At 62.9% G+C, this 6,690-nt stretch carries 5 protein-coding genes; 2 read left to right on the top strand and 3 right to left on the bottom strand.

Annotated elements, in window-relative coordinates; translation table 11 throughout:
• Positions 1–278: hypothetical protein (locus VIL88_RS12620; RefSeq protein WP_331989366.1), on the top strand; the 278-nt coding region annotated here is incomplete at its 5' end.
• A gap of 414 nt (positions 279–692) precedes the next feature.
• Positions 693–2,672, top strand: a complete 1,980-nt coding sequence (locus VIL88_RS12615) for a M23 family metallopeptidase (RefSeq protein WP_331989364.1) — start codon at positions 693–695, stop codon at positions 2,670–2,672.
• A gap of 41 nt (positions 2,673–2,713) precedes the next feature.
• On the opposite strand, the gene VIL88_RS12610 is transcribed toward VIL88_RS12615, so the two are convergent.
• The 3 genes from VIL88_RS12610 to clpB all read right to left on the bottom strand — a co-directional run bounded on the left by VIL88_RS12610 (position 2,714) and on the right by clpB (position 6,296).
• A complete protein-coding gene (locus tag VIL88_RS12610; RefSeq protein ID WP_331989362.1) occupies positions 2,714–3,055 on the bottom strand; it encodes a VOC family protein in 342 nt (113 codons plus the stop codon).
• A gap of 71 nt (positions 3,056–3,126) precedes the next feature.
• Positions 3,127–3,507 carry a DUF1622 domain-containing protein gene (locus VIL88_RS12605; RefSeq protein ID WP_331989360.1) on the bottom strand — a complete coding sequence of 127 codons (381 nt, stop codon included), beginning with the start codon at positions 3,505–3,507 and terminating at the stop codon, positions 3,127–3,129.
• Between the two features lie 173 nt (positions 3,508–3,680).
• A complete protein-coding gene (clpB, locus tag VIL88_RS12600; RefSeq protein ID WP_331989358.1) occupies positions 3,681–6,296 on the bottom strand; it encodes an ATP-dependent chaperone ClpB in 2,616 nt (871 codons plus the stop codon).
• Positions 6,297–6,690: the final 394 nt, after the last annotated feature.

The raw sequence follows: 6,690 nt of genomic DNA, 5'->3' as shown, positions 1-6,690 counted from the left end.
CCCATCGAAAGTCTTTAACTTCCACCGGAATTGCTTCCAGCTTCAGTTCGCAAGAACCTCGCCGTCCACGTTTCTCTTTCTTCTATCTTCACAATGTCAAAGAGCTGACCAAATCACCGTCGCCGGTAAATCTCGTCGTCGAGAACCAAAGTCCTCAGAATTTCACGAGAGAACAGAAACACACCGCCGGTCACCCAGCACCGCATTCCTCTCTGTCGGAAACCGCTAACAGTGGGAGAAACAAGTTCTCAGCGTCGTTAGCGTTGGCGGAGATATAGTCGACGCATCAGTTCGTGTCAACACCCGCTTTCGGTCTCTCCGAGAAGTTTTCGCTTCTCTTAGTGACCGGCTTCAGTGCCCGCCGCCGTTTGGCGCCGCGCTCTTCAGCGATGAGCGGGTTATAGGGGGAGCCCTTTTTCCTGTAAAGCCTCAAAACGACAAAACTGTCATTTTCGCCGCTCCGGGTCCAAGGCAGTGTGGAAAACTCGACTGAGACACCGGTGATTTCGCGGCTTTGCTACGCCAGACGCTTTTCAGCTCCTGGAAAGCCGTCGGAGCTCTGCGCCGTGGTCCTGAGTTTCGCCGCATTTCTTTTGGATCAGGCGTGGGGTTGATATAGACTCAGCGCGCATGGGCGTACTTGGCCCTTGCACCGGACTCCAATCTGCCGTGACATACCAAAGGATGGGGCGTTGAACGCAGCGCAAAGAAATCGCCATGCGGCTCTCCTGAAGTCGGCAGGTTTTGAGGACAGCCCGGCGCTGACGGTCCAGTCCACGGATGGCGAGATCCCCCATGGGCGCGAACTGAGTTTCGCCTGGCTTTCCGGTACGGTGATGACTGGGCTGACCAGCGTGCTCCTGATGGGCGCAGCGCTTTACGTGTCGTTTCAGGGCCAAGCCAGCTTTTCGACCGCCTACGAGGCGCTGCAGGTTCCTCGCTCCAAGACCGAGGCGCTGGGACCGACGGATCTTTCTGCCAAGACCTCCCGCCTGCGCCCGGTAACGGCCACGCGGTCGGACCTTGAAGTCATTGAAGCCTCGATCCGCGAAACCGTGGATGGGCGCGACATGATCCGCAACCAACCATTCGTGCGGATTCGAGCGACGCTGGCGACGGCGCCCACTTCGCTTTCCGAAGGGGTGCCGGACTACGATCCGGTCGCTATCCTCAACGCCACGCAACCCATCGAGGCGACCGAGGCGAGCCTCGATATCAACACCGACGTCTATGGCGCCGAGGTCGAGGGCGAGGTGGCGGTCAAGCTGGCCGCCATGCCCACCACCTTCGTGCCGCCACGGGCCATCTCCGATCAATCGGCAGCCGAATATGCGCGGGGCGTGGTCGAGGCGACCTTCTTCAGCGAGAACGATCCGCCGACCCTGGCCTATGCCGCTCTTGCGCCTTCGGTGCGAGACCTTGGCCTCGACCCGGCGGCGGGGACGCTGGGCGGGGTGGCCGAGAATGTCACCGTTGTTCCCAAGACCACCCAGGCGGCGGATGCCGAGCTGGGGCGGTCGGAACGCATTCTCACCATTCGCGAGCGGACGCCGCTCAACGAGGTAATGCGGCGCAACGGTTTCACCGATGCGATGATTGCAGCGATCGATACGACGCTGCAGAACGTTTTTCCGTCGACCGATCTCCCGGCCGGCGCCCGGTTGCGCATTCTGTTCGGGCCGTCGCGTACCTCCAATACGCTGATCCCCTATCGGCTCAGCATCTACCTGCATGACGGCGGCGCCGATGTGGATGTGCACCGCGCCACCGTAGCCCTCACCGACAAGGGCCAGTATGTGCTCGGCCTTGCTCCTGCCGAGATCGAGTTCCCGGAGGAGGACACCGAAGAGGTCAATGTCGCCAATCTCCCGAGCGTCTATCGCTCTATCTGGGAAACCGGCCGCAAGCACGAGCTCGACGATGCTACCATCGAACGCATTATAGGCATGTTCGCCTATGACGTGGACATGACCAAAAAGATTGCCGCCGGTGACTCGATCGAGCTGCTGAAATCGGCGCCCGATGCCGAGGGGCGCAGCGAGCTGCTTTATGTGGCGCTGACCCTGGGCAGCACGACGCGGCAGCTTTATCGCTTTGCCACTGCCGAAGGGGTCATCGACTTCTATGACCCCGACGGCGAGACGGGCAAGCGCTTCATCAATCGCCGGCCGCTCGAAGGTGGCGGCACCCTGCGGTCGCGCTTCGGCTACCGCATCCACCCCATCTTCAAGACCAGGCGCCTTCATACCGGCGTCGACCTCGCCGCCCGCACCGGCACGCCGATCTATGCGGCGGGCGATGGCGTGATCGAATATTACAAGTGGCAGTCAGGCTACGGCAACAAGATCGAAGTCAAGCATGTCAACGGCTACGAAACCGCCTATGGCCACCTTTCCCGCTTCGTGGACGGGCTGGGCGTCGGCAGCAAGGTGCGCCAGGGGCAGGTGATCGGCTATGTCGGCTCGACCGGCCAGTCCACCGGCCCACACCTCCATTTCGAGATCAAGATCAACGGCAACCTGGTCGATCCGCTCAGCGTCAAGCTGCCCAAGGACAATGTGCTGCCCCAGCAATACGAGGCGCAGTTCCAGCAGACCATGGCGCAGATCAACGACCTGATGACGCGCGAGCCCGAGCCGGTCGCTGTGGCGCAGAACACCACCACTCCCTAGCAACAGCGTCATTCCCGCCATCGGCGGGAATGTCCGGCTGATCACATCTCGCGCGCGACGTAGACGGCCATTTCATTGCCGCCCGGTTCGCGGAAGTGGAAGCGCCGGCCGCCGGGGAAGTCGAACTGCGGCCGGGTGATGGTGCCGCCGGCCGTCACCACGCGCCGCTCGGCATCGTCCAGATCATGGGTGCGGATGATGGCCATGGTAGCGGCCACTTTTTCCGCAGCCTGGTCGATGCCACCGTCGATGCCCGCGTCAGCCAGGCCATCGTAATCGCGCCCGTAGCTGACAATGCCCCAGCCAAAGGCTGCCTGGAAGAAGGCGCTGCTTTGGGCGCGGTTGCTGGAGGGGAATTCGATATAGTCAATCTTGTCCGCCATTTTACCTTCTCCTAGTTCTCGTTTTGTTCCAACCTAGCCAAGGCCGCAGAGAGTCGCAAGCACAACACGGTTCAGGCCTTCGCGCTTTTTTCCTCGCCTGCCGCGGGCCGTGACTGCCAGGGCCAGCGCCCTTCGATTTCCACCTCGAGGGATAGGCTGAGAAAGGTGCGGATGAGCACAATGCCCGCGAGCACGGCAAGTGACTGAACAGTGGGCTCGATCGCCACGGTGTTGATGATGTCGGCGGCAACGAGCAGTTCGAGTCCGAGGAGGATCGACCGGCCGATCCCTGAGCGCAGACGATGATAGGGGCTGGGCTCGACGATCGAGTGGACGCGGTCGGTAGCGTAACGAAAACCAGCGGCAATGCAGCCCACGACGATCACCAGGATGCCGGCGACCTCGATGGCACGGGTGACCCAGTGCAGCGTATCGACAAGCAGATCATCCATCAGAGCCCCCGGTCCTTGCAGGCCAACGCTTGCCTATTGTGGCAGGTTGCCGGCGGACGGGGATAAGTTGGATAGATGTTTCGCTGAACCCTGCCAGCATCGGGGCTCTCGCCCCCCACCCTTGTTCCCTCCCCGCGAGGGGGAGGGAGTTGACTGAGTGGTCCGTGGTTCAGTTAGGCAGCGGCATCGGCCTCAACGCTCGCGCCCGGCAGCAGCACGATGCCGTCGTCATTGGCATCGACCACGACGCGGGAGCCGTCCGACACGCGGCCGGCCAGGATTTCCTCGGCCAGACCATCCTGCACGGCGCGCTGGATGACGCGCTTGAGCGGGCGCGCACCATAGGCGGGGTCGTAGCCTTCATTGGCGAGCCACTCGCGGGCACGCGGCGTGAGCTCGAGACTGATGTCGCGATCCTTAAGCAGGCCGAGCAGGCGCCCGAACTGGATGTCGACGATGGAACCCATATGTTCGCGACCCAGGCGATGGAACAGGAGGATCTCGTCGATCCGGTTGAGGAATTCCGGCCGGAAGGCGGACTTGACCATATCGAGCACCTTGCCGCGCACCAGCTCGACCGAGTCCCCGTCCTTCAGGTCGACCAGATATTCAGCCCCCAGGTTGGAGGTGAGGATGATCACCGTATTGCGGAAGTCGACCGTTCGGCCCTGCCCGTCCGTCAGCCGCCCGTCGTCGAGCACCTGGAGAAGGACGTTGAAGACATCCGGGTGCGCCTTCTCGATCTCGTCGAAAAGGACCACCTGATAGGGCCGGCGCCGCACCGCTTCGGTCAGCACGCCACCCTCGTCATAGCCGACATAGCCCGGAGGGGCGCCGATCAGACGGGCAACCGAGTGCTTTTCCATAAACTCGCTCATGTCGAGGCGGACCATGGCGGTCTCGTCATCGAACAGGAACTGGGCCAGCGACTTGGTCAGCTCGGTCTTGCCGACGCCGGTTGGTCCCAGGAACATGAACGAACCGATCGGCCGGTTCGGATCCTGCAGGCCGGCGCGCGAGCGGCGGACCGCCTTGGCAACGGCCGCCACGGCTTCCGACTGGCCGATGACGCGGGCGCCGAGCGAGGCTTCCATATGAAGGAGCTTTTCGCGTTCGCCTTCCATCATGCGGTCGACCGGAATGCCGGTCCAGCGCGAGACAACCTGGGCGATATCGCTGGGCGTGACCACTTCGGCGGCCATAACCGGATCGGCCTTGCCGTCCCCGTCGCTGTCTTCGGCGGCCTTGATGCGCTTTTCGAGATCCGGGATAACGCCATAGGCGAGCTCACCGGCCCTGCCGAGGTCACCCTGGCGCTGCGCGATCTCGAGCTGCGACCGGGCGGCGTCGAGCTCTTCCTTGAGCTTTTGCGAACCCTGCAGGCGCTCCTTTTCCGCCAGCCACTTGGTGGAGAGGCCCTGAGCCTGCTCTTCGAGGTCGGCCAGTTCGGTTTCGAGCCGGCCGAGGCGGGTCCTGGAGCCTTCGTCCTCTTCCTTGCGCAGGGCTTCGCGCTCGATCTTGAGCTGCATGATGCGGCGATCGAGTTCGTCTAACGCTTCGGGCTTGCTATCGACAGCCATGCGCAGGCGCGCCGCCGCCTCGTCCATCAGGTCGATGGCCTTGTCGGGCAGGAAGCGGTCGGTGATGTAGCGGTTGGAAAGTGTTGCCGCGCTCACCAGGGCCGAGTCCGAGATGCGGATGCCGTGATGGAGCTCGTACTTTTCCTTGAGGCCGCGCAGGATCGAGATCGTGTCTTCCACCGTCGGTTCGTCGACGAAGACCGGCTGGAAGCGACGGGCGAGCGCGGGGTCCTTTTCCACATGCTTGCGATATTCATCCAACGTGGTGGCGCCGACGCAGTGGAGCTCACCGCGGGCCAGAGCGGGCTTGAGGAGGTTTGATGCATCCATGGCGCCATCGCTCTTGCCGGCGCCGACCAGGGTATGCATTTCGTCGATGAAAAGGATGATCTGCCCATCCGAGGCCGTGACTTCGGAAAGGACGCTCTTGAGGCGCTCCTCGAACTCGCCGCGATATTTCGCGCCAGCAATCAGCGCGCCCATGTCGAGCGACAGGAGCGACTTGTTCTTGAGCGATTCCGGCACGTCGCCATTGACGATGCGGATGGCAAGGCCCTCGGCAATGGCGGTCTTGCCGACCCCGGGTTCGCCGATCAGCACTGGGTTGTTCTTGGTGCGACGCGACAGGACCTGGATGGTGCGGCGGATTTCCTCGTCGCGGCCGATCACGGGATCGAGCTTGCCTTCGCGCACATCGGCGGTGAGGTCGCGGGCATATTTCTTGAGCGCGTCATAGCTGTTTTCGGCCGTGGCCGAGTCGGCGCTGCGGCCCTTGCGGATTTCCTCGATCGCAGCGTTCAGCGTCTGCGGCGTCAGGCCGGCGGAGAGCAGGATCTTGCCAGCATCGGTGTCCTTTTCAACCACGAGGGCAAGGAGGAGGCGTTCGACGGTGACATAGGAGTCGCCGGCCTTCTGCGCAGCCGATTCTGCCGTGTCGAAGACACGGGCCAGTTCGCGGCTGAGATAGAGCTGCGAGCCGTCGCCGGACACGCTGGGGATCTTGCCAAGGGCCGCTTCCACGCCTGCGCGCGCGGCCTTGGGATCGCCCCCGGCGCGCTCGATCAGGCCATTGGCCATGCCCTGGTCATCGTCAAGCAGGACCTTGAGCAGGTGGATGGGTGCGAACTGCTGGTGCCCCTTGCCCAAAGCTGCGGTCTGCGCGCTTTGGATGAAGCCACGGGCCCGCTCGGTGTATTTTTCGATATTCATTCAACTCTCCTTGTCTCGCCCGCATGCTGGCCCCGAAGGCACCGACCATGCGGCGGAAGCGTCGTCTGACGGACGCCCGCTTGGCGGCGCTGCCCTGTCACGAGGGAATATATGGGAAGGGTTTTGGACGAGTGAAGGGGCAGGCATGCGCAAGCGCCGCCTGGGACGCGGTTTTCGATTGCTTCGCAGATCGACTGCGAAGGCGGATCCCGAGACGGCTTTCGCCTCTGTGGGATTATAGTGTGAGACGATCGCCGTCTCGGGACGTCCGGTTTTATGCCGGACACGGGACTCGCGGGATCTCCAACGCTCGCAGAGATTCCGGCCCATGCCTCGACCCGCCCTGGCTGACGTTGCCATGCGCCCGGCCCACTCCCGCCACTGTCGCCTGCAG

Origin of the sequence: Devosia sp. (assembly GCF_036563435.1) — a bacterium.
Taxonomy (GTDB): domain Bacteria; phylum Pseudomonadota; class Alphaproteobacteria; order Rhizobiales; family Devosiaceae; genus Devosia.
This window is presented reverse-complemented; position numbering and strand designations above follow the sequence as displayed.